At 64.0% G+C, this 25,731-nt stretch carries 27 protein-coding genes and 1 tRNA gene; 8 read left to right on the top strand and 20 right to left on the bottom strand.

The annotated features are described in order from the left end of the window. Positions 1–61: 61 nt before the first annotated feature. Positions 62–700 carry a small multi-drug export protein gene (locus BBD46_RS09055; RefSeq protein ID WP_253184532.1) on the top strand — a complete coding sequence of 213 codons (639 nt, stop codon included), beginning with the start codon at positions 62–64 and terminating at the stop codon, positions 698–700. A gap of 59 nt (positions 701–759) precedes the next feature. Here BBD46_RS09055 and BBD46_RS09050 read toward each other — a convergent pair whose 3' ends face one another. Next, positions 760–1,779 carry a succinylglutamate desuccinylase/aspartoacylase family protein gene (locus tag BBD46_RS09050; protein ID WP_071401389.1) on the bottom strand — a complete coding sequence of 340 codons (1,020 nt, stop codon included), beginning with the start codon at positions 1,777–1,779 and terminating at the stop codon, positions 760–762. A 117-nt stretch (positions 1,780–1,896) separates the two neighbouring features. Here BBD46_RS09050 and BBD46_RS09045 point away from each other — a divergent pair, with 117 nt between their 5' ends. Next, the gene (locus tag BBD46_RS09045) at positions 1,897–2,415 is read left to right on the top strand and encodes a peptidylprolyl isomerase (protein WP_071401388.1); all 519 of its coding nucleotides are present in this window, start codon (positions 1,897–1,899) and stop codon (positions 2,413–2,415) included. Between the two features lie 91 nt (positions 2,416–2,506). On the opposite strand, the gene BBD46_RS09040 is transcribed toward BBD46_RS09045, so the two are convergent. After that, positions 2,507–2,740 carry a helix-turn-helix transcriptional regulator gene (locus BBD46_RS09040; RefSeq protein ID WP_071401387.1) on the bottom strand — a complete coding sequence of 78 codons (234 nt, stop codon included), beginning with the start codon at positions 2,738–2,740 and terminating at the stop codon, positions 2,507–2,509. Positions 2,741–2,750: 10 nt separating this feature from the next. Further along, complete coding sequence (locus BBD46_RS09035) at positions 2,751–3,182, bottom strand: DUF2178 domain-containing protein (protein ID WP_071401386.1); 432 nt, start codon at positions 3,180–3,182, stop codon at positions 2,751–2,753. Between the two features lie 61 nt (positions 3,183–3,243). On the opposite strand from BBD46_RS09035, the gene BBD46_RS09030 reads away from it, so the two are divergent. From BBD46_RS09030 to BBD46_RS09015, 4 genes are all read left to right on the top strand, one after another. Continuing rightward, positions 3,244–4,224: an oxidoreductase gene (locus BBD46_RS09030; protein WP_071401385.1), complete on the top strand. Its 981-nt coding sequence runs from the start codon at positions 3,244–3,246 to the stop codon at positions 4,222–4,224. 32 nt (positions 4,225–4,256) lie between these two features. Next, positions 4,257–4,604: a ferredoxin gene (locus BBD46_RS09025; protein ID WP_071401384.1), complete on the top strand. Its 348-nt coding sequence runs from the start codon at positions 4,257–4,259 to the stop codon at positions 4,602–4,604. A 90-nt stretch (positions 4,605–4,694) separates the two neighbouring features. Continuing rightward, positions 4,695–4,778 (top strand) — tRNA-Leu (locus BBD46_RS09020). A gap of 272 nt (positions 4,779–5,050) precedes the next feature. Then, positions 5,051–6,034 carry a hypothetical protein gene (locus tag BBD46_RS09015; protein WP_071401383.1) on the top strand — a complete coding sequence of 328 codons (984 nt, stop codon included), beginning with the start codon at positions 5,051–5,053 and terminating at the stop codon, positions 6,032–6,034. 60 nt (positions 6,035–6,094) lie between these two features. Here the strand turns inward: BBD46_RS09015 and BBD46_RS09010 are convergent, their stop codons facing one another. The 7 genes from BBD46_RS09010 to nadA form a co-directional block, all read right to left on the bottom strand. Continuing rightward, positions 6,095–7,588, bottom strand: coding sequence for an aldehyde dehydrogenase family protein (locus tag BBD46_RS09010; protein ID WP_071401382.1), 1,494 nt, complete (start codon positions 7,586–7,588; stop codon positions 6,095–6,097). A 96-nt stretch (positions 7,589–7,684) separates the two neighbouring features. Then, a complete protein-coding gene (locus BBD46_RS09005; protein WP_071401381.1) occupies positions 7,685–8,119 on the bottom strand; it encodes a hypothetical protein in 435 nt (144 codons plus the stop codon). Between the two features lie 72 nt (positions 8,120–8,191). Continuing rightward, entirely contained in the window at positions 8,192–9,022 is an 831-nt protein-coding gene (locus BBD46_RS09000) for an ABC transporter permease (protein ID WP_071401380.1), read from the bottom strand. Next, positions 9,019–10,272 (bottom strand): ATP-binding cassette domain-containing protein, encoded by a 1,254-nt coding sequence (locus BBD46_RS08995; protein ID WP_084777718.1) that lies wholly within the window; start codon positions 10,270–10,272, stop codon positions 9,019–9,021. The genes BBD46_RS09000 and BBD46_RS08995 overlap by 4 nt, the downstream gene beginning before the upstream one ends. Before the next feature lie 261 nt (positions 10,273–10,533). After that, on the bottom strand, positions 10,534–11,406 hold the full coding sequence (nadC, locus tag BBD46_RS08990; protein WP_071401379.1) for a carboxylating nicotinate-nucleotide diphosphorylase: 873 nt from the start codon (positions 11,404–11,406) through the stop codon (positions 10,534–10,536). A gap of 38 nt (positions 11,407–11,444) precedes the next feature. Then, positions 11,445–13,034 carry an L-aspartate oxidase gene (locus tag BBD46_RS08985; protein WP_071401378.1) on the bottom strand — a complete coding sequence of 530 codons (1,590 nt, stop codon included), beginning with the start codon at positions 13,032–13,034 and terminating at the stop codon, positions 11,445–11,447. A 4-nt stretch (positions 13,035–13,038) separates the two neighbouring features. Then, positions 13,039–14,172, bottom strand: a complete 1,134-nt coding sequence (gene nadA, locus BBD46_RS08980) for a quinolinate synthase NadA (protein ID WP_071401377.1) — start codon at positions 14,170–14,172, stop codon at positions 13,039–13,041. 210 nt (positions 14,173–14,382) lie between these two features. Between nadA and gfo6 the strand changes: the two genes are divergently transcribed. Further along, positions 14,383–15,495, top strand: a complete 1,113-nt coding sequence (gene gfo6 / locus BBD46_RS08975; RefSeq protein ID WP_071401376.1) for a D-xylose 1-dehydrogenase Gfo6 — start codon at positions 14,383–14,385, stop codon at positions 15,493–15,495. A gap of 11 nt (positions 15,496–15,506) precedes the next feature. Here gfo6 and BBD46_RS08970 read toward each other — a convergent pair whose 3' ends face one another. From BBD46_RS08970 to BBD46_RS08945, 6 genes are all read right to left on the bottom strand, one after another. Beyond that, positions 15,507–16,490 (bottom strand): LLM class flavin-dependent oxidoreductase, encoded by a 984-nt coding sequence (locus BBD46_RS08970; RefSeq protein ID WP_071401375.1) that lies wholly within the window; start codon positions 16,488–16,490, stop codon positions 15,507–15,509. Positions 16,491–16,610: 120 nt separating this feature from the next. Beyond that, entirely contained in the window at positions 16,611–17,087 is a 477-nt protein-coding gene (locus BBD46_RS08965; RefSeq protein ID WP_006653827.1) for a PIN domain-containing protein, read from the bottom strand. Beyond that, positions 17,084–17,377: an AbrB/MazE/SpoVT family DNA-binding domain-containing protein gene (locus BBD46_RS08960; RefSeq protein WP_071401374.1), complete on the bottom strand. Its 294-nt coding sequence runs from the start codon at positions 17,375–17,377 to the stop codon at positions 17,084–17,086. The genes BBD46_RS08965 and BBD46_RS08960 overlap by 4 nt, the downstream gene beginning before the upstream one ends. Before the next feature lie 165 nt (positions 17,378–17,542). Continuing rightward, positions 17,543–18,301 carry an E3 ubiquitin ligase gene (locus BBD46_RS08955; protein WP_071401373.1) on the bottom strand — a complete coding sequence of 253 codons (759 nt, stop codon included), beginning with the start codon at positions 18,299–18,301 and terminating at the stop codon, positions 17,543–17,545. 123 nt (positions 18,302–18,424) lie between these two features. Beyond that, positions 18,425–19,654, bottom strand: coding sequence for an ABC transporter permease (locus BBD46_RS08950; protein WP_071401603.1), 1,230 nt, complete (start codon positions 19,652–19,654; stop codon positions 18,425–18,427). Positions 19,655–19,839: 185 nt separating this feature from the next. Beyond that, positions 19,840–21,510, bottom strand: a complete 1,671-nt coding sequence (locus BBD46_RS08945; RefSeq protein ID WP_071401372.1) for an amidohydrolase — start codon at positions 21,508–21,510, stop codon at positions 19,840–19,842. Between the two features lie 140 nt (positions 21,511–21,650). Between BBD46_RS08945 and hmgA the strand changes: the two genes are divergently transcribed. Then, positions 21,651–22,883 carry a hydroxymethylglutaryl-CoA reductase (NADPH) gene (gene hmgA / locus BBD46_RS08940; RefSeq protein ID WP_071401371.1) on the top strand — a complete coding sequence of 411 codons (1,233 nt, stop codon included), beginning with the start codon at positions 21,651–21,653 and terminating at the stop codon, positions 22,881–22,883. Positions 22,884–22,964: 81 nt separating this feature from the next. Here hmgA and BBD46_RS08935 read toward each other — a convergent pair whose 3' ends face one another. From BBD46_RS08935 to BBD46_RS08920, 4 genes are all read right to left on the bottom strand, one after another. Then, positions 22,965–23,327: a hypothetical protein gene (locus BBD46_RS08935; RefSeq protein ID WP_071401370.1), complete on the bottom strand. Its 363-nt coding sequence runs from the start codon at positions 23,325–23,327 to the stop codon at positions 22,965–22,967. Positions 23,328–23,418: 91 nt separating this feature from the next. Continuing rightward, positions 23,419–23,943: a DUF5817 domain-containing protein gene (locus tag BBD46_RS08930; RefSeq protein ID WP_071401369.1), complete on the bottom strand. Its 525-nt coding sequence runs from the start codon at positions 23,941–23,943 to the stop codon at positions 23,419–23,421. A gap of 144 nt (positions 23,944–24,087) precedes the next feature. After that, the gene (locus BBD46_RS08925; RefSeq protein WP_071401368.1) at positions 24,088–24,741 is read right to left on the bottom strand and encodes a hypothetical protein; all 654 of its coding nucleotides are present in this window, start codon (positions 24,739–24,741) and stop codon (positions 24,088–24,090) included. After that, positions 24,738–25,694 carry a GAF domain-containing protein gene (locus BBD46_RS08920; RefSeq protein WP_071401367.1) on the bottom strand — a complete coding sequence of 319 codons (957 nt, stop codon included), beginning with the start codon at positions 25,692–25,694 and terminating at the stop codon, positions 24,738–24,740. The genes BBD46_RS08925 and BBD46_RS08920 overlap by 4 nt, the downstream gene beginning before the upstream one ends. Between the last annotated feature and the right edge of the window lie 37 nt (positions 25,695–25,731).

Raw genomic sequence — 25,731 nt, 5'->3', positions numbered from 1 at the left:
AGACAGTCACACTCTGTCGAGTCGAAATCGCTTTGGTTTCCCCAAACCGAGTGTCTGAACAATGCCCTCGCTCTCGGCGCTGGTACCGATTGCAGACGTGGGGACGACCATCGATTTCACCGCGAGTTTCGATGTCGGAACGGCACTCGAGGAGTCGGCCGGCATCGCCCGTTACCTCCTCGTGTTCGTCTTCGCGATGGTGCCCGCAGTCGAGCCGTTCATCGTGATTCCCGCAGCGATCGGCCTTGGACTCGACCCGTTTGCCACCGGCATCGCGGCCTTCGCCGGCAGCGTCACCGCCGTCTCCCTGGTCGTCGTCTTCCAGTATCGACTCCAACGATGGTGGGCTCGTCGCCAGGCTCAGGGGGATGATAGCGCGCCGGGACTCGAGTACGACGCTGAATGCGACGCCGTGTCACGTGTCGAATCCGGTGTCGACTCAGGTGAACCTGAGCACAGTCAGCGTTCGGAACCGACCGGCCGATACGGCCGCGCACGGCGAATCTGGGACCGGTACGGACTCCCCGGCCTCGCCGTTGCCGGTCCGATCCTGGCCGGGATTCACCTCACTGCCCTGCTCGCCCTCATCGTCGACGACCGACCACGGGTTGTCGTCGCCTGGCTGACGGTCGGTCTTGGTGCGTGGACGGTCGTCCTCGTCGCCACCTCGGTGCTCGGGTTCGCACTGCTTGGTCTGTAAGCGAGCGTGCAACCCGGACCCCAGTGTCGTTGAGTCGCTTGGCCCCGTCTCTCACCCGATCAGGTCTCTGACTCCCGAACCAGCGCGACACTCGCGAGCGTCTCTCCCTCCACGACGGTGGCTTCCTTCGTGAGGGCGTACAACACTCCCGCTCGCTCCGCCGTCGCCGTCGCCAATGGCTCGTATGTCGCCGGATCGAACACCGTTCCCAGGGTCGTCCCCGCTGAGATGAGTTCACCTAACTCGAGTGCCGGCTCGGGACGGAACAGGCCTGATTCGGGTGTCGTCACTTTTCCGAGGTGGTTTCGGGCGACGGTCTGGTCGTGATCGATGACGTCACCCGGGAGCAGGCCGAGCGAGCGACAGACGTTGAAGAGGCCGTCGACGCCGGTTTCGACAGCACGCTCGACGATCTGTTTGTTGTGTGCAAGTTCAGGTGTGATCGCCGGAACGTCCTCCTCTGCGGCGGCGACGCGGAGTTTGCCGGCGAAGCCGCGGCGGTGCCACTCCTCGGTGGCGTCGTCGTTTGCTTCCTCAGAGAGGAGCAGGTCGGTCCCGAACGCAGAAGCGAGTTCGCGGGCGCGGTCGTCGCCCTCGCGGTAGACGACGTGTGGGTACATGTCGGGGCTGCCGGTGTGGAGATCGACGATCGCGTCGGCCTCTGTCACGTACTCCCAGAGGGTGGCAGCCATGCGCTGGTGGAGGCTGCCGTCAGCATCACCCGGCCAGACCCGGTTCATATTGCTGTTGACGCTGTCGAAGGCCTCCGGTGCGGTATAGGACACACGGTCGAAGGTGAGCGGGTTCGCGACGGGGACGGCGATGATGGTCCCCGACAGGGGTTCCTGCAGGACCCGCTCGTGAAATCGCCGCAGCGTTTCGGTGCCGTTCACCTCGCGGCCGTGTTGGGCGGCCTGGATGTACAGCGTTGGTGCGTCCCTGTCTGTGGTTTCGCTCGCTTCGCTCCCGTCGGTGTCCGTGCCAGCAGGACGATAGCTGTGCACTGTCGTCGTGAGCGGAACACCGGACGGGAGTCGTGCGAGCGTCACCGTCTCGGACGTATGCACCGTCTCGGTCATGCTCGAGGCTACAACCGCCTGTTGTATGTAGGTGCGGCCCGCAAAACGCAGCGGCACTCACTGCCTCACACGAGCCGAGACCACTATCGTTTTCACCCGTCCCGTCGACCCCGACGTATGGGCAACGTTACTGCAACCCTGCACACGAACCGGGGCGACATCGAGGTCGAACTCTACGACGAGCGCGCACCGAGCACCGTCGACAACTTCGTCGGACTCGCGACCGGCGGCAAGACGTGGGAAGACCCCGAGACGGGCGAGGAAGTCGACGGCGAACCGCTGTACGACGACGTCGCCTTCCACCGCGTCATCGAGGGCTTCATGATTCAGGGTGGCGACCCAACCGAAACCGGCCGCGGCGGCCCGGGCTACCAGTTCGACGACGAGTTCCACGACGAACTGCGCCACGACGACGCCGGCGTCCTGAGCATGGCTAACTCCGGCCCGAACACCAACGGCTCGCAGTTCTTCATCACGCTCGACGCCCAGCCACACTTAGACGACCGCCACTCCGTCTTCGGCAAAGTCACCGACGGCATGGATGTCGTCGAAGAGATCGGCAGCGTCGACACCGACCGCAACGACAAGCCGCGCGAAGAAGTCGTACTCGAGTCGGTTTCGGTCGACTACGAGTAAGCTCAGACTGGCTTGGGCCAGTTCCATTGAATTCAATCCAGTTCAGTTTTCGATTTGCGGAGTTCGGTTGCGACGGCCCTACAGATTGCCGTCACTCGGTTTTGAGATCAGAGTTTGAAACGAGATCGAGATCTATGTTCGGTTCGAAGAGCTCCTCGATGTGACACTCGAAGAAGGCGGCCAGTTTGAACGCGAGTTCCAGCGACGGATCGTAGCGTTCGCGCTCGATTGCGTTGATCGTCTGGCGTGTCACGTCGACCGCCTCGGCGAGGTCGCCCTGACTCAGTCCCGCTTCCTCCCGCCGTTCGGTGAGATGATTTTCCATGCTGAAGTGATCAGGAGCGACGGCTGACGATCGTATAACAGACACCGTAGAGGAGTCCAAAGGCTGAGAACAGGTAGATTCCGCCCCAGACCGTCGGTGAGATCGTAATATAGTTGCCCGCGTTCAGCACGTAGAGCGCCGGAACGATCCCGAGTCCGACCATGAACGCGATGCCGATCAGCAGCCCGCTCGCACGGTTGTGAAGCCGCTCGTCGCGCTCGTCGACGAGTTTCGTGTCGCTGACGTATGGAACCGCCACTGCGACGATCATAGCCGCCCACACCGTCACGAGATACGTGGCGGTTCCGATAAGCTGCTCGCGAAGGAGGATGCCAGCGAGAAGGCCGAGACAACCAATCACGACGAGTCCCCAGACTGATCGTTCGTACGTTTGCCTCCCGATTCCGAGTACCGTGTTCACCTGCTGTCTGGTGTCGGACATGCTTTACAGTAAAGCGTACTTTACACCGGTGCTTAAAGATATCGTTGGTCGTTCGACACCTATGGGCTGGACAGCCGCCGACATCCCCGACCAGCACGGCCGGACAATCGTCGTGACGGGCGCGAACAGCGGTATCGGGCGCGAGACGACCTGCGAACTCGCGCGCAACGGTGCGTCCGTTATCATGGCCTGCCGAAGCCTCGACCGCGGCGAAAAGGCCGCCGTCGACATCTGTCGGGAGGTTCCGGACGCCGACCTCCGCGTCGAACGGTGTGACCTTGCTAGCCTCGAGTCAGTTCGCGAGTTCGCGGCGCGCGTAGACGACCCGGTCGACGTGTTGATCAACAACGCCGGAACGATGGCGATTCCGCGTTCAGAGACCGCAGACGGCTTCGAGACCCAGTTCGGCGTCAACCACCTCGGTCATTTCGCGCTCACCGGACTGCTGCTCGATCGGGTACAGACCGCCGCCGTCGAGAGCGAGGACGACGCTCGTATCGTCACCGTCTCGAGTGGCATGCACGAACGCGGCAACATCGATTTCGACGACCTCCACCACGAGTCGTCGTACGACCCCTGGGACGCTTATGCGCAGTCGAAGCTCGCGAACGTGCTCTTTGCGTACGAACTCGAGCGACGGTTGCTCACCGCGGATGCAAACGTACGGAGTATCGCTGTCCATCCTGGCTACGCGGCGACCAAACTCCAGTACCGCGGTCCCGAAGAAACGGGCGCGCGAGGGCGAAAGGCAGTGCGGTGGCTGCTCAACGCTCTTCTTGCGCAGTCGTCCAAACGCGGCGCGCTACCGACATTGTACGCTGCAACTGTCCCGGACGTCGAGGGCGGGGCGTACTACGGTCCCGGTGGACTCGCGAATATGCGTGGCACGCCGACACGGCAGGCCTCCTCGGAGCGGTCCTACGACGAGGAGACGGCCCACCGTCTCTGGAGCGTTTCGCGGGAGTTGACCGGCGTTACGTACGATCTGCCCCGGCCGGCGATGGAACCGTCGACATCGGCGAGTGACTCACCACAACCGTAACGCGAAAGGCGACCCAGCCGAACAGCCATATAATGACTGACGACGGCGACGACGGCATCCAGCGTGCGAGCGACGTGGGATCGACCGACGCACCACCGATCGAGGAGAAGCCATACAAGATCATTTTCGAGGCGAACAAGTGTTTCGGGGCCGGCAAGTGTGCCGAAGTCAGTGACAACTGGGAGATGTCGCTCGCCTCCGGTATCGCGAAACCGAACGAATACTTCATCGACGAGGAGGACCTGGATCACAATGTTCGCGCCGCAGAGATCTGTCCGGCGAAGAAGGACGACGGCTGCATCCACGTTATCGACCGGCGGACCGACGAGGAGATCGCGCCGGATCCACACGGTGATGGGACGCTGAGCGTCGACTGGTAGCATCCGCTGGCGCTCGTTTGTGAGCGCTCGTGAGAAACGAACACCGAAACGCACATTTTAGCGGGGCGGATATCCACGAGTGCCTTTTGTGCGAGGGTAGCCAAGCAGGCCAACGGCGGTGGGCTTAAGACCCGCTCCCGTAGGGGTCCGAGGGTTCAAATCCCTTCCCTCGCATTACCGCTGCGAGTAACCCGAGAGCAGCGGGAATCGAACGAAGGATTTGAACGACGGAACGAGGGAGCGAAGCGACCGAAGTTCAGGTAGTTCAAATCCCTTCCCTCGCAACGTGCTATCCCACAACAATCAGGAGATTCATACCGAGCTTCGTCCGTCGGCCCTCGTTCCACACGCTCCGCGAGCAACGTCTTCCACACGCGCCACAAGCAGCGGTTGTTTGCATCGCCGGTAAATGCTTCACGAGACTGGCCGCGATAGAAATTCCGGCTATGCCCGACGACGCGAACGAACAAGGCCGCAGCGTCTTTCACTGGACTGTTATCGACGGAAACCGCTTCTCGGTCGCGGGCGTGCTCCTCGGCGGGATTTTCGTCCTCCTCTGTGCGCTCCTCGCTGCAAATCTCTTTCCCAGTGAGCCCGGCGAACCACTGTACCTGCTATTCAGCGCATTTCTCGGGGGCAACCTCACACTGATCACGGTCGTCATCGCGATCAACCAACTCGTCTTCTCGCGAGAACTCGGATCACCCGGAGACCTAGAGCAGCGGACGCGAAACGCTGTCGAGTACAGGAACGAGGTCCAGTCGGTGATGGACCGGAAGGTGAGCCCAGTGATGCCGGGTTCGTTCTTGCTCGTCCTCCACGAGAACCTGGGGAACCGGGCGCAGCAATTACGCGAGACGAACACGGGTCAGGAGTCAGACGACCTCTCGGCCGAACTCGACGAACTCATCGGAGCGCTTCGGGAGGACGTTCGCCGAGTGACGCAAGCGCTCGACACACCTGCAGCCGACGAGCAGATCTTTGGGGCAATTGCGGCGACGCTCGGGACGACGCAGGCCGAACAACTGTACGAACTCACGCGGATCGAAACCGAGTACGAAGACCAACTATCCGGTGACCAGCGTGACCTCTTTGAGTCGATCCGTGAACATCTGCTCCACATCGACGTGGCTCGGAAGTACTTCCGAACCGTCTACATCACGAAGGAACTCTCGTTCCTCTCGCGGACGCTGCTATTTGTCGGGCTCCCAGCGCAGTTTCTCACCGCCGCGACGCTCGCAGTGTACGACCTCGCGGCGATCGAAGCGCTGCCGGCGGCCGCCATCGTCGGCGCGACACTCGTCGCCATGATCGCCTGCTTCGCGCCGCTCGCGATCCTCGCCTCGTTCGTTCTGCGGCTCTCGTGGGTCGCCCAGCGAAACGCGACCGTCATGCCGTTTGCAGCCTCGGAGAAAGACTACACGCTCTAGTGGAGGTGGTTGTGTGAGCCGCCAGGCCGCCAGGGATAGACCCCACAGGTCACCAACAGGTCAGAACGGATACTCCCGCGGCTCGCGCTGCACCGAAATCCACTTCGTCGTCGTCACCTCCTCGAGTATCGACTCGCCGTTGTACCGTCCCAGCCCGGACTGTTTCATCCCACCGAACGGAACGTGGGGCTCGTCGTTGACCGGCTGGTCGTTGATGTGAATCATCCCCGTCTCGATCCCGTCTGCAATCCGGCGCGCCTGGGCAAGATCCTGACTGTGAACCGAGCCCGAGAGACCGTGAATCGTGTCGTTGGCCAGTTCGATCGCTTCCTCAGTACTCGAGTACGGAATCACTGGCGCGACCGGGCCGAAGTGCTCGTTGCAGGCGGCGGGCATGTCGTTGTCGGCGTCGGCGAGCACAGTCGGTTCGACGACGAGGCCGTCGTGGTCGCCGCCGGCCTCGAGTGTGGCACCCTCCGCGACGGTGTCCTCGATGTATTCGATAATCTGGTCGCGCTGGCTTTCGTCGATGATCGGGCCGATGATCGTCTCCTCGTCGGTCGGGTCGCCCGTCGGCAGGCTCGCGGCGCGCTCGGCCAACTGGTCGACGTACTCGTCGTAGACCTCCTCGTGGACGAGGTGGCGGTTGGCCGAGATGCAGATCTGGCCCTGGTGGAGGAACGAGCCGAAGGCACCGGCGTCGGCGGCCTGTTCGACGTCTGCTCGGTCGGTGACGACGTGAACGTTGTTCCCGCCGAGTTCGAGCGCCGGGAGCGCACAGTTGCCCGCGGCCTGCTCGGCGACGGAGAGGCCGACCGGTGTCGAACCGGTGAACGCGACCACGCGCGGGATATCGTGGCCAGCAATTTCGTCGCCGATTTCGGAGCCAGAACCGGGGACGACGCTAATCAGTCCTTCCGGCGCGCCCGCTTCTTCAAAGATGCGGGCCAGCAAAAGACCGCCCGTGATCGGCGTGTTCGAGGCCGGCTTGAGCACGACACCGTTGCCAGCCGCGATCGCCGGCGCGACCGCCCGCATCGAGAGGTGCAGCGGGAAGTTCCACGGCGAGATTACGCCGACGACGCCGACCGGGACGCGTTCGACCGTATTCTCCTTCCCCGGGACGATCGATTCCGTCTGCTGGCCGTCCATTCGGAACGGAAAACTCGCCGCCTGCTGCATCATCCCCGTCGCCGTCTGGATCTCGGCGACGCCCTTGACCCGCGCGCTCCCCGCCTCGAGCGCGAGCAACTCGAGTACCGCCTCGCGATTGTCGCGGACGAACTCGAGTGCGGCGGTGACGACCTGGGCGCGACCCTGTGGTGGCTGGTCGGCCCACTGTTCTTGTGCCGCTGCAGCGGCTTCGTAGGCTTGGTCCACGTCGTCGGGCGTGCCGGCGGGGACCGTCGTGAGCTCCTCGCGTGTGTAGGGATTCTCGACGGAAATCGAGTCGCGATCGCCCTGGTCGGTCCACTTACCGGCGAGGTACAGCGCGTTCCAGCCGTCGGTCTCCGCGTCGGTTCCGGCGTCGGGAGAAAGGGGAAGCTCCGTCATGGGTCGGCCTACCTGACCAGTGAGCAAAAGCGGCTGACCGGCAGGCGCAACCCGGGATGGGTGGCGAGCAGGGGTACAGGCTGGCGCAGCGTCCGGCTACTCGAGTTGGGCGTTCGGGAGCAGCCACGCGAGCGGGACGTAGAGGCCGACACCGGCGAGGAGCGCTACGGCGAGTCCGAAGAACGGATCGAGCTCGACGAACTGCGTGGTAAACAGGACGATGCCGGCGGGCGGGAGCGCCATACCGGCCGCGAGCCGGTGCAACGAGCGAAACGGACCGCCGCCGTTCTCGGGAACCATATTCTCGAGACCGTCGTTTGGCTCGGCCCACATGAACAGCGGGAGAAAGAGGTAGATACCGCCGCCGACGAAGAGGCCGGCGAGCGCGCCGATTGCGGGGTCCTCGAACAGGAAGTGGCCGAGGACGGCGAAGACACCGATATCGACGAGTCCCACCGCCGCAGCGATTCGCTCGGGTGTGATGGGGCCGTCCTCGAACTGTGCAGTGTTCGGTTCGTGTACGTCGCTCATGGTCCGTAGACAGGTAGGATGACCATCACTTTTTCGCTGCGCGCCGAGAGAGCCGAGCAGCAGAGTGGCCGACTACTGCTGCGCGCGGAAGAGGTACATGGTGAGCGGACCGAAAACGACGACGAGCGCCACGGACAGCAGGAGGACGATACCGACCTCGCCGGCCGTCGCGGTGCCGTGCATCAGCCCACGCATGGCCGTGACGAGGTGGCTGACCGGATTGATCGCGACGAACGCTTCGAGCCAACCCGGCATCGTTCGCGGGTCGACGAAGACGTTGCTGACGAACGTCAGCGGGAACAGAATCAGCATACTGACGCCCATGAGAGATTCGGGCGTCCGCATGACGAAGCCGAGCGCCGTCCAGATCCACGAGAGGCTGAACGAGAACACCAGGAGTAACGCGACCGCCGCGAGGACGCCAACGATGCCGCCTGCGGGCCGAAAGCCGAGCGCGACGCCGAGAACGATCACGAGCGTCGAGGCGATAGTGTACCTGACGGCGTCGCCGAGCAGGGCACCGACGATGACCGACGGCTGCCAGACCGGTATCGTTCGGAACCGGTCAAAGACGCCCTCGTCGATATCGTCGTTCAGCGTGACGCCGGTGTAAATCGTGATGAAGACGACGGTCATCGCCAGAATTCCTGGCAGGAGTTCCTGCAGGTACGCATCCGTCGACCCGGCCAGCGCACCGCCGAACAGGTAGGTGAACAGCAATAGGAACATGATCGGGAAGACGGTAACGTCGAACAGCTGTTCGGGCACGTGCTTGATCTTCAACAGCGCGCGCCAGCCGAACGTCAGTGAGGCGGAGACCGCGCTGGGACGCGACGGTCGCGGACTATCCGAGACTGCTAGCTGGAGCTGCTCGACGTCGGGGTCGGGAGGACCGTTGCTCATTGTGATCGCCTCTTGGAGTCACTCGCAGGCCGATTCCCGGACCGATTCTCGACCCGGTCAGCAGTAGCGACAGTTCTAGTAGTCGCAGCGCTCTCAGCGTTCCCAGCACCCTCAGCACTCCCAGATCCCTCAGATCCGTCAGCAGCCGCCGCCTCCGCACGCCCCGACCGATCCGTCACCGTCAGGAAAAACTCGTCCAGACTCGGCTGGCCGAGCGTGAACTCGCTCACCTCGATACTCGAGTGCGACAGCGCCTCGAACGCCCGCGTAACCCGGCCGGAGTCCGTGACCCGAGCCGAGAGCGCTGCCGGATCGGACTCGCGTACGACCGGCGCGTCGAGCACGGGTTGCAGTACGTCCCGTGCAGCTTCCCGTCGAGCCGGGTCGCGCAGCCGGACCGACAGCACGCCGGAACCGACGGAGGCTTTGAGTTCGCCCGGGGTTCCCTCGGCGATGATTCGTCCCTCGTCGATGACCGCGATTCGGTCCGCGAGCTGGTCGGCTTCGTCAAGGTACTGCGTAGTCAAGAGGACCGTGGTGCCGTTCGCGACCAGCGCGCGGATGATGTCCCAGACCTGATTTCGGTTCCGCGGATCGAGCCCGGTCGTCGGCTCGTCGAGAAAGAGCAACTCCGGCGTGACGACGATGCTCGCCGCGATGTCGAGCCGTCGGCGCATGCCGCCCGAGTAGGTCTTCACCTGCCGCGTCGCCGCCTCGGTGAGCCCGAAGGCGTCGAGAAGCTCGGTCGCCCGCTCGCGAGCACCGGCTCTCGAGTAGCCGAGCAGGCGAGCCAGCAATACGAGATTCTCGCGGCCAGTGAGATCCTCGTCGACGGACGCGAACTGCCCCGTCAGGCTCACTCGCTCGCGAACCGCGTCGCCCGCTGTCGCAACATCGTCCCCGAACACCCGTGCCGTGCCGGCGTCGGGCTGTAACAGCGTCGCGAGCATGCGGATGACGGTCGTCTTTCCGGCTCCGTTGGGTCCGAGGAGGCCGTAGATCCCGCCGGCGGGGACCTGCAGGTCGATGCCATCGACGGCTTTCGTCTCGCCAAAGTGCTTGACGAGCCCCGCGATTTCAATGGCGAGCGGCGCGGGATCGTCGTCCGTCGGTTCACTGGTCTGTCCTCGCCCTCCCCGACGCTCATCCAGCGTCGCTGATCTGGCGTGGACGTGCGGTTCGTGCGTTTCGGCGTCCCCTGATCGGGCGCGATTCGTGTAGTCTTCAGAACCCCGCTGTCGGTCGGTCATCCGATCGCCTCCATCCTTGTCGAGCCGTAGCCGAGTTCGGGCGAGACACGCCGCTGTCGTCCGTCTGTGGTGGGAAAAGCTGGTCATACGCACTCCTCACTATGTGTAGAACTCGCACGGTCATGAACTCGCGCCAACCGGTGTGAAAGTGAACTGGACTAGCGCTGAGAGATGCCGTTATCGAGAGGGAGACGCGCCGTCAGCACACTTTCGCGCCGGCGCTGACGGTACCGAATTCGACGGTCTCACTCTTGCACGGGCTTAGACCCCCGTTCGAAACGATAAATCCAGCGACGGCGCGGAGTGGGTCAGTGATCCCATCGAAATCACGTCCACACCCGTGGCCGCATAGTCGGCGACGGACTCGAGTGTGATCCCGCCGCTGGCTTCGGCCAGTACGCCTTCGTATTCAGCGAGCAGCGAGACGGCTTCGCGCGTTTCCGTCGGCGTCATGTTATCGAGCAGGACGATATCCGCACCCGCCGCCGCTGCTCGCGGTGCGTCCTCGACTGACTCCACTTCCACGTCGAGTTTCGTGGCGAACGACGCGTGCTCGCGGAAGTGCTCGATTGCGCCCTCGAGCCCCATCTCCGCGATGTGGTTGTCCTTCACCATGACCATGTGCGAGAGGTCGAGGCGGTGAGTGTCGCCGCCGCCGGCGACGACGGCGCGCTTCTCGAGTCCGCGCAGGCCGGGTGTCGTTTTCCGGGTTGCGGCGATTCGGATGTCGTCGAAGTCGGTATTAGCACCTCGCTCGCAGCCTGCAGCCGCTCGCGTATTCGAAGCGTGTCGCGCCTCGCGTGCCTCGTCGACGACCCGGCGCGTCCGCGTTGCGATGCCCGAGGCGTGGCCCGCGAGGTTGACCGCGACGCGCTCCCCGCGGAGGACATCGCGGGCGCTCCCCTCGACGGCGAGCAGTTCGTCACCCGCCTTGAGTCGCGCGCCCGACTCGAGTTGGTCCGTCACGGTTACGCCGAGGTATTCGAAGACGGCGGCTGCAGCCTCGATTCCGGAGGCGACGCCGTCCGCTTTGGCGACGAGTCGGCCGGTCGTCTCGCCGGGTACCTGGTTCGTCACGTCGTGGTGGCCGACGTCTTCGCGGAGCCAGCGTTCGATCTGTTGGTCGGTGATCATGGTGGATGATGGGTGTGGTGATCTGTGCTCATCGGTCGTCAGTCGTCCGCCGTCTGTTCCGGCATCTGTTCATCCTCGACGACGTGATGACACCCAACCGACTCCGGGTTCTCGCTCGCAGCGCGTGCGATCAGCAGCGCGACGACGCTCGCGTTCCGGAGTTCGTACAGATCCCGCGCCGTCCGCGTGCGGATGTAGGCGTCAACCTCTCCCTTGAGTCGCCGGAGGACGGCACCCGCGCGAGCGATTTCGTCGGGGTCGCGCTTGAGTCCGAGATACTCGTCCATCGTCCGCTGGAGCCGCGCGAATTTCTCGCCCGCGAAGCGGTCGGGGAGGTCGGGATCGCGGTTCAGGAGGTCCGGCGCATCGACGGCTGTGGGGTCGGGATCGGAGCCTGCTCCAGCCCCGGCCGCGTCCTCTCCCGCCCGCAGTCCCCAGACGAGTCCCTCGAGAAGGCTCGTGCTCGCGAGACGGTTCGCGCCGTGAACGCCCGTCCGGGCACACTCGCCGACGGCGTAGAGCCGATCCAGCGACGTGCGCCCACGGTTGTCGACCGCGATGCCGCCACAGAGGAAGTGCTCGCAGGGTGCGACGGGAATTTCGTCGCCCTCAATGCCGCGGTCGCGGCACTTCGCGGCGATGGTCGGGAACTCGGCGTCGAACTCGAGTGGGCTCACGTCGAGCACGACCTCGCCGGTCGCCTCACGCTCGGTTTCGACTGCACGAGCGACGACGTCTCGCGGCGCGAGTTCGGCGTCGGGGTGGTAGTCGGGCATGAACCGGTCCCCATCGGCGTTGCGGAGGAGTGCGCCCTCGCCGCGGAGGGCTTCGGAGAGGAGGAACGTGTCCTGCTTTGCGGCACCGCCGCTTCGCTTCGAGGCGCTACGCGCCTCGCAATCGTAGGCCGTCGGATGAAACTGAACGTACTCGAGATCGGCCACATCTGCACCGGCGAGCGCAGCCATCGCGATCCCGTCGCCGGTGGCGTCGTCCGGATTGGTCGAGCGGCTGTAGAGCGCGCCGATGCCGCCGGTTGCGAGGATCGTCGTACCGGCGTAGATGGGGTGGCCGGCCGGTGCTTCGTCCGTGACCACGCCGTAGACTCGACCTTCGTGGGTGATGAGCTCGAGTGCAGCCGTATCCTGACGGACCTCGATCCGATCGTGGTCGTCGACGTGGTTCAGGAACGGACGGAGGATGTGAGTGCCCGTTGCCGCGTCGACGTGGAGAATGCGATTCTCGGAGTGGGCGGCCTCGCGGGCGTAGTCGAACTCGCCGCTGTCGGTTTCGTCGAACTCGATACCGAGTGTGTCGATGAGCACGTCCTCGACCGCCGCGTCGGCGTGGTCGACGAGGACATCGACGGCGTCGGGATCGGCAGTGCCGTCGCTGGCTGCGATGATATCCTCCGTGAGCGCGGCGGGGTCGCCGCGGGTGGTCGAGATGCCGCCCTGTGCCCAGTCGGTGCTGGCATCGTCGGGTTTCGTTGCTTTGGTCAACAGGAGCACCTCGGCCCCCTCGCGGGCGGCAGCGAGTGCGGCCGAACAGCCCGCGATGCCGCTACCGACGACGAGCACGGCTGCGGTTTCGGCGGTCGCTGCGTTCGGGGTGGAGTGTGTGTCGGTCATCGTCTTAGATCTCGAGCATGCGATCGAGTGCAACCTGTGCAAGCTCTTTTTCGTCGGGAGCGACCTCGATCACGTTTCGCTCGCGGCCGGCGACGAGTTCCTCCAGGACCCACGTCAGATAGTTGGGATCGATCTGGCGCATGGCGTTACAGTCCATGCAGGCGTCGCCACAGAGGGGAAGCACGTTCACCTCAGGGTGCCAGCGCTGGAGGTGGCGGGTGAGGTGAATCTCAGTGCCGATCGCCCACGTGTCGCCTGGCTCGGCGTTCGCGACGGTGTCACAGATAGTCGCCGTCGAGCCGGCTACGTCAGCGGCTTCGACGACCTCGCGGCGACACTCGGGATGGACGATGACGTTCGCATCCGGATCATCCGCGCGGACCTGTTCGATGTGCTCCTCGCGGAAGCGCTCGTGAACCTGGCAGTAGCCGTCCCAGAGGATGATGTCACTCTCGGCGACTTCCGTGGCGTCCTTGCCCTCGGGGTCCCAGGGGTCCCACTCGGCGATGGCGTCTTCCATGCCGAGTCGGTGGGCGGTGTTCTCACCGAGGTGCTTATCGGGGAGGAATAACACCTTGTCGCCGCGGTCGAACGCCCACTCGAAGGCTCGGTGTGCGTTCGAGGAGGTGCAAACGAGGCCGCCCTGGCTGGCACAGAAGGCCTTCAGGTCGGCGTAGGAATTCATGTACGTGATCGGGATGATGTTCTCGTCGGGCGCGGCGGCGGTGATCTCCGCCCACGCGGCGTCGACCTGGAGTGCCTCGGCCATGCCGGCCATCGGACAGGATGCCTCCATGCTGGGGAGGATCACCGTCTGCTCGTCGTCGGTGATGATGTCCGCGCTCTCGGCCATGAACGTCACGCCGCCGAAGATGACGTACTCAGCGTCTGCCTCGGCAGCCTCCTTCGAGAGTTGGTAGGAGTCACCCACGAAATCGGCGTGCTCGACGATCTCGCGTCGCTGGTAGTTGTGTCCCAGAATAACGACGTCGTCGCCGAGCTCGGCGAGTGCCGTTTCGATGCGGCCCGTTCGTTCTGCCTCGTCTAACTCCCGGTAGGCCGCCGGGAGTTGCTCTAACGAGTCGTACTTGAACAGACTCAGGTCGGTTTCCAGTTCCGCAGTTTCCATCGTGACCATTGTGTGGTACCCGTCGGTACATCGATAACACACGGCCGTATTGAATAACTTTTTCCTTCAATACGGCACATCGGTTACATTCGAAAGTGGCAAGTCGGCTATTGGGACGGAAGCGTTCGTAAATCAGGCCGCCGAACAGGTTCGGGCCCTGACTGGTCCGTCGTTGGTAACAGCCGCTTTTCGGTCCAGAGACCGTAGTGAATCAGACCAATGTCACTCGAGGACGCCTTCGACGAGTTCACCCATCGCGACTGGGAGCGTACAGAGTGGGAACGGGCGAGCGAGGACGCCCAGCCGACAGCGCCGGAGACACCGGAGACAGTCCGACTCGCCATCGTCGGCGTCGGCAACTTTGCTCGCAACCGAGCGTTGCCCGCGATCGCGGAGTCGCGATACTGCGAAACGACCATGCTGGTCACCGGCTCGACCGACCAGTGTCGAACCCTCCACGAACAGTTCGGCATCGACCACATCGTCACCTACGACGCCTATCTCGCCGGCAACCACATCGACACCTACGACGCCGTCTACATCGCGACACCGAACGCGTTCCACGGCCGCTACGCAATCGCCGCCGCCAACAACGGCAAACACGTCCTCTGTGAGAAGCCCCTCGAAACGACAGCGGACCGAGCACAGGAGATCGTCGATGCCTGCGACGATGCCGGCGTGACGCTGATGACCGCCTACCGGCTCCAGGTCGAACCCACCGTCCGCCGAACGAAGGAGCTCGTCGCCGACGACGTCATCGGCGACGTTGTCCAGGCCCACGCCGGCTTCTCCCATCCACTGCTCGACCACGCCGACCCCGACACCTGGCGACTCGATCCCGACCTCGCCGGCGGCGGCGCGCTCGTCGACCTCGGCATCTACCCGTTGAACACCATCCGCTTCGTCCTCACCACCGAACCCGACGACGTGTACGCACGAACGCACTCGAGTACCGCGCCGTTCGATGCGGTCGATGAACACGTCTCGTTCCAACTCGAGTTCCCGACGGGTGCGACGGCTGCCTGTACGGCGAGTTTCGACGCGCACGCGAGCAGTTGGCTCGAGTTGATCGGGACGGACGGGCTGATTTCGATAGCGTCACCGTTCGGTGGCGTGGTGCCCCAGGAGATGGTCGTCGAGAGCGGCGATGTGCGAATGGAGTACACGGGACCGTCGGTGGACGAGGTCCGAGAGGAGTTCGAGTACTTCGGCTACTGCGTGGTGACGGGGACTGACCCGGAGCCGGACGGCGAGGATGGGGTGACGGATTTGGCGATTATCGAGGCGGCGTACGAGTCGGCGGAGACGCACTGTCGGGTGGAGTTAGAGTAGAAGAGGGCCGGTTACAGCTGCGTCGGCGCTAGCGCGTCGATTGTCGCCTCGGTCACGGCGTTCGAGGCCGGCTCCGGGACGACGACGATCGGGTGGTCGATGCCGGTCTCCGACACCAGGGTCCGGAGCTGGTCGCGTGCGTCGTCGGGCGTGCCCGCAACACCGAGATCTCCGAGCATCTCGTCGGAGACGGCCTCGGACGCGGCCGCACGGTCGCCCTCGCGCCAGGCTGTTGCGATCCGGTCCGCTCGGTCGGGGTAGACCATCGAGACCGCGCGGCGATATCCTTCGCCGCTGCCGACGTAGTAAGCGACGTGTTGGCGCAGCGTCTCGCGGGCCTCGTCGGCGTCCTCGCTGACGACCGAGGGAACGTACGGCGCGATGGTGATTTCCTCGGGATCTCGGTCGCGTTCGCGCGCAGCGTCCGCGACTTCCTCGAAGGCCGAATCGAGGTTCGAGAACGGGATGTTGTGCGGTATCCAGCCGTCACAGAGCCGGCCGACGACGCGCCGATTCGCCGGGCCGAGTCCGGCGTGGTAGATCGGCACCGGCGCGTCGATCGAGGGGAAGTCCGCGGCCTGCAGAAGTTGTCCCTCGTAGTTGACCGGCTGGCCGTCGCCTGTGGTGTACTCGCGAACCAGTTCGATCGTCTCGTGGGCGCGCCGAACGGGCCGATCGAAAGACATGCCGTGGAGATCTTCAACGGCCTTCGGCGTGCTCGTTCCGAGTCCGAGTCTGAATCGCCCGTCGGAGGACTGCGAAAGCGAGGCGGCGGTCATCGCGAGCACGGCCGGCGACCGGGAGTAGACGTTCAAAATCGCGCTCCCGAGATCGATCTCGTCGGTCCGGCAGGCCATCTCCGTGAGCTGCACGACGCCGCTCGCACCCCAGAGTTCCCCGACCCAGACGGCGTCGTACTCGCGTTCTTCCGCCCGAACGGCGACGTCCGCCTGGTCGACGTCCCCGAACGACGTGACCATGAGTCCTACGTCCATGCTCGGAGGATACGCGGGAATCGATAAAAGTGTCCGTGCCGGTTGCACGTTCGAGTGGTGGCGCTCTGCTGCGAAGACGGCACTCTACTACAGCCCCATCTGTCAGGTGATGAGGCAACTCTACTCGGGGTAGACGGTCAACGACGGATAGTACGTTTCGTAGAAGGCGGTATCGAAACTGAGCAGCGCGTCACCATCTACAGTCGCGTGCGCGCCGATGACGAAGTCCGCAGCGATGTGCTGACGCGGTGAGAGACCGTTGCTGCACTCCTCGCAGTGAACGCGCTGTTTCGTCCCGCAGGATGGGCACTGGAGACCATCAGGTCGACGATCAGTGTATCGCTGGAACCCCTCGCCGGCCTGGAACAACGCCTCCCGTGACGGCTCGACGACCTGAATACTGAGGTCCGCTAGAAACCGATCCAGTTCGGACGCCGTCTCGAAGTGACCGTCTGCTGCGAGTTCGGCGTACACGATCGACGAAATAACGATTCGGCCCCGACGGTAGGCTCGTCGAAGTTCCGCTTCGCTTGCGTTCGCATAGTCGTCTTCGTAGAGAAGCGCCAGAAGAACGTTCGTATCGACTGCTGTCGTCACGCGTTGGCCTCCGACTCATCGTCGTCGTTCTCGTCGCCGCTATCGCGAGGGTACTCCCCACGGAGTCGGCGCATCCGTTCGGGCATTGTATCACCGGTATCACCGCTGTCAGCGCTACCGCGGTATTTCTCGAAGGGGTCCTCACCGTCCGCCGTCGTCGGCTCCTTCTTTTGGATCTTGTACCCGGACTCAACCTCCTCGAAGGCGATTTCGTCGCCAGGTTCGATTCCGAGCGTCTCTCGAATCTCCTTCGGGATAGTGACCTGACCCTTGGTGGTGACGCGCGGCATGTATTACTCTGTGTTAGGGAGTAATACTCCATAAGTATTACCCACAACATCGTACTCGACCGTTCAGCGAGACTGGCAAGTGAGGCGCTATCGACTGGTCACACCAAAGTACGGGCGAGGTACCTTCCGTACACGGAAGTCGTACGTCTGCAGTTCCGCAGATGTTCAGAACGCCATCGCAGCCGTCATCCAGAGTCCGAAGACGAAGACGATTGCGCTGATCGCGAGCCACGAGAGTTGCTGTCTGACGAGCAATCTGGCGGCCCCATCCTGACACGAGTCTGCGACGACGAACGCCGGCGTGTCCGGTCCGTCGCCGACGATGGCACTGATGTCTCGCATCGTCTCGCGAGCCTCTACGTCGTAGCGCGACTGGCCGAAGACGTACGCCTCCTCGCCGGGGTCGAGCCGGCGTTCGTGGTACTTTCGGTCGTTCCCCGTCGCGAATTCGACGACCCCGAGATCGAGTGAGGTGTTCTCGGACTCGAGATCCGACTCGTGCTCGAGGAACCGTCGGATCGACTCGGGTTCGCGCTCGCCGCCGTCGATTCTGGTGCTGGCCGACGTGGAGAGAGCGAGGTCGGCACCGACCGGTTCGATGCGGACGCTCGCCGTGCGGTCCTCGAGTCGGAACGGGAGCCCGCCCATTCCGCTGTCGACGGTGTCCCACGAGGAGTTCTTCCCGCTCGATCGGAGCTCTTCGACCTCGTACTCGTAGACGAGACAGGGCGTGCCGGTCAGCGGAGCCTCGACGGTGCCGGTGATTTCGCTCGCGGTGCCCTCGAGTTCGACCGGGCCGTCGGCGCGCTCGGCGGCGATCACGTCGTCGGTGTCGCCGCGATAGACGTGGTAGGCGGGGCGGAGTCGGTAGCCGGTGTAGAGGAAGCCGGCGATGCCGAGGAGGAGCAGTGCGGGTCCAACCATCGACGGAACGTCTCAGTTCGTGACCATAACGGTAGCGGTTCGCCCCGTTCGCCGTCCGCCGTCCGCTTGGGACTGTTCAGACACCTACACCAGAGAGTTTACCCGTCACGCACACCGGATGGCTCACTCGTGACGCAACGCCTCGATCGGATCCACCCTCGCCGCTCGCCAGGCCGGATACAGCCCCGAAACGACCCCCACGCCGATCCCAACCGCCGCCGCGATGGCGATCCACTCGAGTGGGTAGACCATGGGCCACCCGATGAGTTGCACGCCGAGGTAGCCGACGCCGAGGCCGAGCGCGATGCCGAAGACGGCACCGACGAGTCCGAGGATGATGGATTCGACGAGGAACAGCTGCATGATGTCTCGCTTCGTTGCACCGATGGATTTCATGATCCCGATCTCGCGGGTGCGTTCGGTGACGCTGACGATCATAATGTTCGCGATGCCGATGGAGCCGACGACGAGCGCGATGGCGGCGACGGCGGCGACGAAGCCGGTGAGCTGGTTCACGAGGTCCATGAACTGGTCGATGGCGTCCTCGACGGTCTGGACCTCGATCTGGTCGCCGTCCTGTTTCAGTTCGGCGGCGTGGGAGTCCGTCTCAAGATAGTCGGTGACAGCGTCCTGTGTCGGCTCGACCGCCTCAAAATCTTCAGCACCGATCTGGAGGAGCGGATACGCGTGCTCGTCGTCGCCGTCGGGCGTCTCGATCGTCGTCGTGTAGTACGACTCGGCGGGAACGTAGACGTGTGGCGGCGTCTGACCGCCGAGTTCTTCCTCGATGACGCCAGTTACCGTCACGGTCGTCGTCTCGCCGTCCTCAAAGGTGAGCGTGAGTTCGTCGCCTGCCGACACGTTCTCCTCGAACGCCTGGCTCGCAGGTTCGTTGATCACCGCCTCGTCCTCGGCGTCGCCGTCGAACGTCTCGCCGTCGACGAACGGCGTGAACTCGAACGCGTCGTCCGTCGTCGCCTGTACGTCGACGACGCCGGTCACCTGCTCTTCGTCCGTTTCGGTCTGGACCACGTCGAGTGATCCCTCTGGCGCGACGAATTCGACGCCGTCGATCTCCTCGAGTGCCTCGATGTCGCTCTCCGTATAGATCGGCGTCTCGACCGGCATGATGCCGAAACCGTCCTCCGGTTCGGTCTGGGTCTGGACGAGCATCACCGGCTCCTGATCGTCCTCGATATCGCCGACGATGCTCTCGGAGAAGCCAGAGCCGAGCACCATGAAGGTGATCACCGCCGCGATACCGATGATGACGCCGATGGTCGTCAGCGTCGAGCGAAGCTTGTGGGAGGTGATCGACCGCCAGCTAATTCGGAGGCTCTCGAGTAGGTTCACGTCGACCACGGCCCGCGCGAGCGCATGGCGCTCGCTACCTCGTACAGCCAGTTAGTCGTTTCAATCGGTCAACAGGCGTGAGAATCGAACGGTCGCTGTACTGACTGCGAACGTTGTCCGTTGGACTGTCGGTTGCTCCGGTCCACGGAAGTCAGGTCATCCCCAGTCACTCTGAGTCACTACAGTCACTCAGCGGCGTCGTACACCACATCGCCGTCAACCAGCGTCATTGCCACGTCGATCTCGTCGATCGCCTCGGGCTGTTCCCACGGCGACTCCTCGAGAACGACCAGATCGGCGCGCTTGCCGACCTCGACGGTTCCCAGTCGATCCTCGTCGAACCCGACGTACGCGCCGCCACGCGTGTAGGCCCGGATCGCCTCGGTGACCGAGAGACGCTGCTCTTCCGTGCCGGCGTTGACCGCGTGGTGGATGCCGAGCAGCGGATCGAGCGGCATGCAGTCCGAACTGAACGCGAGCGGGACGCCGGCCTCGAGAACACGGCGGAATCGGTTGGTTTGCTTGCGCCGTTCCTCACCAAGGCGCTGGTCGTAGAGGCCCCCCTCGTCGGCCCAGCGGTGGAAGTTAGGTTGCATCGAGGCGACGATTCCCGCGTCGGCCATCCGGGCCAACTGGTCGTCGTCGACGAGTTCAGCGTGCTCGATCCGGTGGCGCGAGTCGGTTGGATCGTTGGTGGACTCGAGTAGGGAGAGCGTTTCCTCGATGGCTTCGTCGCCGATGGCGTGGATGGAGAGCTGGAACTCTGCAGCGTCCGCGCGGTCGACGATGTCACCGAGTTCGTCGGGGTTGACGACCCACTGGCCGCGTCCGTCGTCCGTGTCTGCGTCTACGTTTGTGCTTGCGTCGTCTGTGTCTGCACCCTCCTCACCATGTCCGTCTCTGTCCCCGCCCGCACCGACGTACGGCTCGTACACCTTTGCCGTCTCACCGCCGAAACTGCCGTCGGAGAAGGACTTGATCGCACCCACCTGCACGCGCTCGCTGCCCGCGTTCGTCGGCATCCCGGCTGCGGTGAGGTGCTCGAGGAAGTCGCTCCAGTAGTTGATCCGCACGCGAAGCGGCAGGTCGTCGTTAGCTGCCAGGTCGCGGTAGGCCCGAGCGGCCGTCGAGCGCTGCACCATGTCGTGGACGCCCGTTACGCCGAGTTCGACCGCGTGCTCCGCGGCCGCCGAAATGATCTCGCGCATCTCCGCGCGGCTAGCGGCGACCTCGTTTTTGACGACGCCGATTGCGTCCTCGACGATGACGCCGGTTGGCTCGCCGGCCTCGACGTGGACCTCCTCGTCTGGCAGGTCGTCCTCGAGTTGCGCCAGCGCGACGGAGTTCAGCGACGCCGTGTGGCCGTCAACCCGAATCGCGGCGATAGGGCGCGTCTCGGAAACCTGATCGAGGTCCTCGCGCGTGAGGTACTCTGCTCCCCCTTCGCCACCCCACGTGCTCTCGTCGTAGCCGAATCCGAGGATCCAGTCATGCTCGGCGCTGTCGGTCTCATCTTCCACGCCCACTGCGTCCCCCACGCCTGCTGTTTCGTCTCCGCGCGCAGCGAGGGACTCGAGTGCCTCCTCCCGCGAGTCGACTGTCGAGAGGTCGGCGTGGACGAGGTGTTCGCCGAGGTGGTCGAGGTGGGTGTGGGCGTCGATGAATCCCGGGAGGACGGTGCGGCCCTCGCAGTCGATGACCTCGGTCTCGACGCCCTCGAGGAACTCGATTTCGTAGGTATCACCGAGGCGGACAAGTTCGCCGTCGCGGATCGCAGCGGCTTCGTAGACGGTGTCGGGTGCCGTCAGGCTGTGGATCTCCGCGTTGGTGAGCAACAGATCGGCGGCTTCGGTCATGGTCGTGGTGTGGGAAACCAGGGGCAAAGAGAAACCGGTTTGGAACGCGACTGATTCGTGCTCCCTTCAGTGGTGGGTCCTCACTGAAGCAGCCGCGCGAATCAGCAACCCTTAGGAGACACCGCTGTCTCCACCAACGCATGACCACGACCGATCCGGAGGCCCTCGCCGACCGCGTACAGGATGGCGACCTCCGCATCCACGAACTCGAGGAGCACACCGACGCCGACACCGCGGCCGAGGCCCGCCGCCTGTTCGTCGAACGCGAGACGGGAGCCGATCTCAGCACCACCGGCAACTACGCCTTCCCCGCCGAGCAGGCCGACTCCGCAGTCGAGAACATGATCGGCGCGGCCCAGATCCCGATGGGCGTCGTCGGCCCGGTCGACGTCTCCGGCAGCGCGGCCGACGGCGAGCACTACCTGCCGATGGCGACGACCGAAGGAGCGCTACTGGCCTCGGTCAACCGCGGCCTCTCGGTGATCCGGTCGGCCGACGGCGCAGACGCCCGCGTGACGAAGAACGGCATGACACGCGCCCCCGTGTTTCGGGTCGAGGGCGTCGCAGAGGCCGCCGAAACCGTCGAGTGGGTCGACGACAACGTCGATGCCCTGCGGGAGGCCGCCGAGTCGACCACCAGCCACGGCGAACTGCTCGCCGTCGACACCTACGTCGTCGGCGACTCGGTCTTCCTCCGTTTTGCCTACGACACGAAGGACGCGATGGGAATGAACATGGTCACCATCGCCACCCGCGAAGCCTCCGAACTCGTCGAAGCCGAGACGCCGGCCTCGCTCGTCGCGCTCTCGGGCAACCTCTGCTCAGACAAGAAACCCGCCGCCATCAACGCCGTCGAGGGCCGCGGGCGCTCGGTCACCGCCGACGTGCTAATTCCGGGCGAACTCGTCGAAGAGCGCCTGCACACGACCGCCGACGCGATCGCGGAAGCCAACACCCGAAAGAATCTGACCGGCAGCGCCAAGGCCGGCAGCCTTGGATTCAACGCCCACGCGGCGAACGTGATCGCCGCGGCGTTCCTCGCGACTGGCCAGGACGAAGCCCAGGTCGTCGAGGGCGCAAACGCCATCACCACGATGGAGGCTCGCGAGCGCGAGGACGGCACGACGGACCTCTACGCCGCCGTATCGCTCGCCTCGCTCGAGGTCGGCACCGTCGGCGGCGGGACGAAGCTCCCGACGCAAGCGGAGGCACTCGAGGTCCTCGGACTCCGCGGCGGCGGTAACCCGGCCGGATCGAACGCCGACGCGCTGGCGGAAATTATCGCGGTCAGCGCGCTGGCGGGAGAACTCTCCTTGCTCGCCGCGCTCTCCTCGCGTCATCTGGCGAGTGCACACGAGGATCTCGGCCGATAGAATCGGCGAGAACCCGCAGAGACAGCATCGTAAGATCAGGCAGGACCGTCTATCTCGTTCAGTCTAAAACGTACGTCTTGGCTACTCTGAACCGGCCGCTTCGTTCAGTTCCCGTCGTACACGAATCGTCGTGATCGCGATGTAAATACCACCGCCGAGAAGCAAGAACAGCCCCAGAAGCGCCTGTATACCATCCGAAGCAAGCAAAAAGACTGCAAGTCCGAGCGCCGCGGTTCCGTGTGCGACGGCGAAATCTCGTCGGCCGTACGCGCCGTGGAAAATTGCTATCGCGGCGAACGTCCCGACGAAAACCCACATCGCGAGCGTCGTCGCCTCGTAACCGAACAGCGTCTCGTCGACGAACGTTCCGTAGCCGTAGAGCACCAGCGCGGCTACCGTTCCGACTCCGATCGTCTCCTGCTGGACGTCCACCATTTCGGCCATTGGGTCTGCGCTGACGTTTTCGCGCCCGAACGAAAGCCTTGCCGTTCCAGTCTGGCAAGCAGCGTCTCCCAGTTAGACCGTTCGCCAGCCCTCAGAGCAACCGATACTCTCCCCGACTCTCGCTCACCGTTCCCTGTCTCGTGAGCTTCTCGAGTGCCCGCCGAACGTAGTCAGCCGAGACCCCGCGCTCGCCGGCGTAGGAGATGACTTCGTCCTCGGTCGGCGCGTCGAGTTCGGCCAGCGCCCGCTCGACGATTTCCTTCTTGCTCCCGCTGCGTGTGGACCCGCGTGGGTCGCGGTCACCGGCCGCCTCGACCTCGTCAACGTCGAGGCCGGACTCCTCGAGGTACTCCGTGTCGTCGACCACCCCGTCTGCGACGTCGGACTCGAGTGCCTCGAATGAGTCGAGGTCGGCGAAAGCCTCGCCCTGTCCCTGACGGTTCGCGAGCATCGAGGCGCGAACCTCGCGGGCGTGGTTGGCGTCGTCGGTTTCGACGAATTTCTTGCGGCGCTCGTAGGGGCGACGGGCACCACAGCGGGGACATTGTGTGGTTTCGGAGCGGCCTTCGATGATCCAGAGATTCGAGCACTCGCTACAGCCGACGACGGCGTACATTCGTGTTCGGGAGAAGGGGTGGTGGATAGTTGAACGTTCGGACGTGGACGGACGCTGGTGGTGGTAGTCCCGTTGCAGACCTGGACACGAAATGAGGGGACAAGGTGACGCTTGCGGTCTGGAACGAGCGAGATAGCAGGCAGGCTACAGCGAAATATCGACCGTCTCGCCGACAGCCGAGAGTCCTGAAACCGTGAGCTGTGCCTCTTTGAACCCGGTCTTCTCCACGTCGATTCGTGCGGTAAACGAGGTTTCCATCCCGGTGAGCATGCTGTTCACGTCCGTCTCGAGGTCCGTATCCGTATCGAACGCACAGACACCGATCCCCTCACCCCGGCGGAGTTCGGTGAGGAAGTTGCTGTTGAGAAACCGGTAGACGGAGCGGGCGTCCTCGGCTTCGTCACAGATCGTCGAACACAGGTAGATTCCCGTCCGGAAGCGCTCAACGGACTGCTGTGACGTGGTGACCAGACTGGAGAGTTGCATCCCCATCCCGGTCAGATCCGCCGGGTCGTCGACAACAGTAATGCCATCGTCGCTTTCACGCCCTTCACAGGCCAGGATCGACGAGCGACTCCCTGCACCCATCGTCGTCTGATTCAACGTCCGGCGAATCGCGCCACCGGAGCGTTCCGTCTCGAGGATGACGCTCTGTTCGTCCTCACCAGCGGCAACGAGTTTAGCGAACACGGACGCGAGCGTCGCACTGTCGTCACCTGTCAACAGGATCGAGGTTCCGCTCTCGATGTCGCTGATTGGGTCCGCGTCGACGGCGAACTGCTGCGACGTGGCGCTCATTGTTCTGCCTCCAGTTCGGTCTCGGCTGCAGACTTTGTTTCTGGGTGTGCGTCCGTCTCGGCCACTTCATCCTCACTCACGCGCTCATCCCGCAACGACTGGCGCAACTCGAGTATCTCCATCGCCGTCTCGGCGTACTGACCGAGCGTGTCCTGCTCGCTCGCGGAGTAGTCACGGGGTTCGTGGTCGAGCACACAGACCTGACCGATCACCTGTCCGTTGGGGGCGGTCATGTTCGCGCCGGCGTAGGAGACGATACCGAGGTTCTCGAGTTGTTCGTTCTTGTTGAATCGCTTGTCGTCGGCGATGTCCTCGACGACCATGACGTCTTCCTGAAGCATGCTGTGGGTGCACATCGTGTCTTCGCGGGTCAGCGAGTCCCAGTCAGCGCCGGTACAGGCGAGGAAGTTCTCTTCGTCCTCCTCGATGAGGCCGATGAACGCGACCGCGGCGCCGAAGTGGTCGGCGATGAGGTCGGTCAGCCGGTCGAAGCTTTCCTCGATGGGGAGCGTGTCGATGTCGTACTGCGCGAGCGTCTCGAGGCGCTGGTCTTCATCGTCTGGTGCGAGGAAGCCGACCTGTGCGCTGTGGTCGATGATGTCGTTCACGATGAACGACAGTCGGTCGTCTGCGTCCGGCAGGTCGCGGTTGAGGTATTCGACGATGAGTTCCTCGAACGACGCGGTTTCGATATCGCCTGGCGAAACGTCAGTGAAGAGGACACACGGTGTCTGTGGCGACGCTTGACGGATCGCGTCGACGATATCGAGGCCAGTACCGTCGGACAGGTCGTAGGCAGTGACGACACAAACGACTGGCTCGGTTTCGAGCTGTTCGACTGCATCGGCAACCGATGTCGCCTCGAGGGCAGTGAGCGAGTCGTCCGCTTCGATCGCGGTCGCGACGGACGAGACGCGCGCTGTCGAATCGACACAAAGAACTGTGCGAGTCATGGTTCAGTGCGATGGACAGTATCAGTAAAAGGAACGA

The organism is Natrialba sp. SSL1, assembly GCF_001861355.1.
Taxonomy (GTDB): domain Archaea; phylum Halobacteriota; class Halobacteria; order Halobacteriales; family Natrialbaceae; genus Natrialba.
Note: the sequence above shows the minus strand (reverse complement) of the source record. Positions and strands in the feature narration are given on the sequence as shown.

Bases quoted from the DNA above. Each gene is read 5' to 3' on its own strand.
- BBD46_RS08985 (WP_071401378.1), bottom strand. From the start codon at position 13,034: ATGACCGACACACACTCCACCCCGAACGCAGCGACCGCCGAAACCGCA.
- BBD46_RS09015 (WP_071401383.1), top strand. From the start codon at position 5,051: ATGCCCGACGACGCGAACGAACAAGGCCGCAGCGTCTTTCACTGGACT.
- hmgA (WP_071401371.1), top strand. From the start codon at position 21,651: ATGACCACGACCGATCCGGAGGCCCTCGCCGACCGCGTACAGGATGGC.
- BBD46_RS09055 (WP_253184532.1), top strand. From the start codon at position 62: ATGCCCTCGCTCTCGGCGCTGGTACCGATTGCAGACGTGGGGACGACC.
- gfo6 (WP_071401376.1), top strand. From the start codon at position 14,383: ATGTCACTCGAGGACGCCTTCGACGAGTTCACCCATCGCGACTGGGAG.
- BBD46_RS08925 (WP_071401368.1), bottom strand. From the start codon at position 24,741: ATGAGCGCCACGTCGCAGCAGTTCGCCGTCGACGCGGACCCAATCAGC.
- BBD46_RS09005 (WP_071401381.1), bottom strand. From the start codon at position 8,119: ATGAGCGACGTACACGAACCGAACACTGCACAGTTCGAGGACGGCCCC.
- BBD46_RS09050 (WP_071401389.1), bottom strand. From the start codon at position 1,779: ATGACCGAGACGGTGCATACGTCCGAGACGGTGACGCTCGCACGACTC.
- BBD46_RS08970 (WP_071401375.1), bottom strand. From the start codon at position 16,490: ATGGACGTAGGACTCATGGTCACGTCGTTCGGGGACGTCGACCAGGCG.
- nadC (WP_071401379.1), bottom strand. From the start codon at position 11,406: ATGATCACCGACCAACAGATCGAACGCTGGCTCCGCGAAGACGTCGGC.
- BBD46_RS09030 (WP_071401385.1), top strand. From the start codon at position 3,244: ATGGGCTGGACAGCCGCCGACATCCCCGACCAGCACGGCCGGACAATC.
- BBD46_RS09000 (WP_071401380.1), bottom strand. From the start codon at position 9,022: ATGAGCAACGGTCCTCCCGACCCCGACGTCGAGCAGCTCCAGCTAGCA.
- BBD46_RS09035 (WP_071401386.1), bottom strand. From the start codon at position 3,182: ATGTCCGACACCAGACAGCAGGTGAACACGGTACTCGGAATCGGGAGG.
- BBD46_RS09040 (WP_071401387.1), bottom strand. From the start codon at position 2,740: ATGGAAAATCATCTCACCGAACGGCGGGAGGAAGCGGGACTGAGTCAG.
- BBD46_RS09025 (WP_071401384.1), top strand. From the start codon at position 4,257: ATGACTGACGACGGCGACGACGGCATCCAGCGTGCGAGCGACGTGGGA.
- BBD46_RS08945 (WP_071401372.1), bottom strand. From the start codon at position 21,510: ATGACCGAAGCCGCCGATCTGTTGCTCACCAACGCGGAGATCCACAGC.
- BBD46_RS08960 (WP_071401374.1), bottom strand. From the start codon at position 17,377: ATGCCGCGCGTCACCACCAAGGGTCAGGTCACTATCCCGAAGGAGATT.
- BBD46_RS09010 (WP_071401382.1), bottom strand. From the start codon at position 7,588: ATGACGGAGCTTCCCCTTTCTCCCGACGCCGGAACCGACGCGGAGACC.
- BBD46_RS08930 (WP_071401369.1), bottom strand. From the start codon at position 23,943: ATGTACGCCGTCGTCGGCTGTAGCGAGTGCTCGAATCTCTGGATCATC.
- nadA (WP_071401377.1), bottom strand. From the start codon at position 14,172: ATGGTCACGATGGAAACTGCGGAACTGGAAACCGACCTGAGTCTGTTC.
- BBD46_RS09045 (WP_071401388.1), top strand. From the start codon at position 1,897: ATGGGCAACGTTACTGCAACCCTGCACACGAACCGGGGCGACATCGAG.
- BBD46_RS08995 (WP_084777718.1), bottom strand. From the start codon at position 10,272: ATGACCGACCGACAGCGGGGTTCTGAAGACTACACGAATCGCGCCCGA.
- BBD46_RS08955 (WP_071401373.1), bottom strand. From the start codon at position 18,301: ATGGTTGGACCCGCACTGCTCCTCCTCGGCATCGCCGGCTTCCTCTAC.
- BBD46_RS08935 (WP_071401370.1), bottom strand. From the start codon at position 23,327: ATGGCCGAAATGGTGGACGTCCAGCAGGAGACGATCGGAGTCGGAACG.
- BBD46_RS08920 (WP_071401367.1), bottom strand. From the start codon at position 25,694: ATGACTCGCACAGTTCTTTGTGTCGATTCGACAGCGCGCGTCTCGTCC.